This window comes from Ruminococcus sp. YE282 (assembly GCA_900101355.1).
Taxonomy (GTDB): Bacteria; Bacillota; Clostridia; order Oscillospirales; family Acutalibacteraceae; genus Ruminococcoides; species Ruminococcoides bromii_A.
Genome location: FMUV01000075.1, coordinates 1 through 2,213 on the forward strand (window position 1 = coordinate 1; position 2,213 = coordinate 2,213).

Genomic DNA, 2,213 nt, shown 5'->3' on the forward strand with positions numbered 1-2,213 from the left:
ATTGTCGAACGCTGGACACAAAGATGTCGAAACTGGGATGTAGTTTTAAGCCAGTTATCAATAATATTTGAGGCCAGAATACCTGCTTGATTTGCCCCTGAGAATAGAATTTCCTGTCTGCAAAATGTTATTCACGCTTTGGCATGCATAACATTCCGCAGACAGGAATGAAAAGTTGACACGGGGCAAATCAGAAAGCCTGATTGCAACCGCAATCCTGTATTCTGTTATTGCTTGAAGGATTATTATTTACACAAAATTTTATGGGTTGCCATATATCGCAGTCTATCGAACTGTATTCGCTCCATTCTGCATTCCATATGCTGTATCCGCAGTTTTGTATTGTTTTTCGTTGAAGCGGATAACCTTTCCACACGGAAGCAGATGTATATATACCTGCTTTATACCCTGCTCTTTCAATTGACTTACAAAAGTTCACAGCCATTTGGGTATAATTTGAAGTGTTCATATTGTATATTGCAGGAGCATATTCTAAATCATAATAAACTGGCATATCTAATTCTTTTTTGTCAAGACAATATAAGCACGCATTAGCTTCATCAAACCCCTCGTCGGCATATGTAGCGTAGCTGAACCAATACACGCCGATTTTAAGACCTGCTGCTTTTGCTTTCCGATAATTAGCTTCAAACGTATCGTCTTTTTGATACGTCTCTCTGCCGTATCCGGCACGAATAATAACATAGTCGTAACCGTTTTCTTTTAATTTATCAAAATTTATATTACCCTGCCAAGTCGAAACATCAATACATTTGACATTTGAGCCGTTTATTGAAATTTTACAACTTGCAGATTTGCCGTTACAGGTAGTGACAGTGATGATTGATGTTCCCTCTGACATTGCTTTAACAGTACATTTATTATCAGCTGTCATCATAATTTTAATAACATCATTATTACTGCTTTGCCATATTAATGTATTAGGGCTTGCCCAAGAACCTGAGTTTGTATGTTCTTTGAGGTCGTAGACATCTCCGACTTTGAAATTTAATTCTTCTTTATTTAGAGATATTTGACTTGGACTATCCATGACTGTTACAGTACATGAGGCATATACTCCATTTTGCAATGTACAAAAAACTGTAACAGTACCTGTTTTTAATGCTGTACATAATCCGCCTGCTTTATTAATTGATAAAACACTTTCATCCGAAGATGAATAATCTCTAAAATATGCTGCTGTATTTTGTGATACATAGCTGTTAAAATCATATTGTTCACCAACGCCTAGATTCATATTGCTTCCTGCGTTTAGTGTTAATGAATCAGACATTCGTTTAACATTAAAATGACAAGTCGCCTGAATACCGTTATATAAAGTTATTTTAACTGTCGCTTCACCGACACCTACCGCCCTTGCAGTAGCAACATTATCATTGTTTTCGTTATTGTTATAACATTTTGATTATCGCTTGTCCATTTAAGATTATCTGAATGAGCATATGTTCCGTAATCTGTTACTTCTTTAAGTGTAGCTTGTTCTTCGCTTCCGATTGTCATACTCGAATAATTAAGATTGACTTTTGTCGGTGCATTCCAAACTGATACGTTGCATTGTTTTGATAAACCGTTTGCTTTAACAGTTATTACAGCTGTTCCTTTTGAATTTGCTGTAATAATACCGTCATTGCTTACGCTAACACATTCTGATGATGATTCAAATTCAATTTTTGCATTTCCAACATCACATTTTGCACTTAATTTAAACTTTTCACCAATGCCAAGAATAATGTCATATGTATTTAATTCTAATTTTGTTGCAGTAGGTTTGGTTGATTTTGTTGGTATTTCACGCTTGATTCCTGCAGCGTATTTTTGAATTATAGTAGTATCAAGAATTGATATAACACCGTCTGAGTTATAATCGTATTTTTTTAGCAATTCATCTGTTATTGCTATTAAGCCTGTTGATATTTTTTGAGTTATCGTTGCATCTTGAATTGTCAAATCACTTGTTTGCTTTTGATATATTTCGTTTTCTGATAATGCATTAGCTGAAAATATAGACGCACACAATAAATAACAAGCGATTATTATTGATACTGCTTTTTTCATTTCACTTTATGACCTCCTGTATAAAACAAAAGGACAGGATTTACTGCACAGGTCCGTAAAAAACGGACAATAGAAAAAACAGACCCCCTATGGTAGAATAAAATAAACTACCATAGGGGGATTTTGTATGCCAAGAG

The 2,213-nt window shown here is 34.8% G+C and carries 2 protein-coding genes; both read right to left on the minus strand.

Annotated elements, in window-relative coordinates; all coding sequences use genetic code 11:
* Nucleotides 1-190 precede the first annotated feature (190 nt).
* Nucleotides 191-1,294 (minus strand): GH25 family lysozyme, encoded by a 1,104-nt coding sequence (locus tag BLP46_RS12710; RefSeq protein ID WP_092979419.1) that lies wholly within the window; start codon nt 1,292-1,294, stop codon nt 191-193.
* Nucleotides 1,295-1,368: 74 nt separating this feature from the next.
* Nucleotides 1,369-2,076, minus strand: a complete 708-nt coding sequence (locus tag BLP46_RS12715; RefSeq protein ID WP_092979420.1) for a hypothetical protein — start codon at nt 2,074-2,076, stop codon at nt 1,369-1,371.
* Between the last annotated feature and the right edge of the window lie 137 nt (nt 2,077-2,213).

What these genes read in the sequence shown, in the direction of transcription:
- BLP46_RS12710 (WP_092979419.1), bottom strand. Translation starts at nt 1,294, where the DNA reads ATGTCTGATTCATTAACACTAAACGCAGGAAGCAATATGAATCTAGGC.
- BLP46_RS12715 (WP_092979420.1), bottom strand. Translation starts at nt 2,076, where the DNA reads ATGAAAAAAGCAGTATCAATAATAATCGCTTGTTATTTATTGTGTGCG.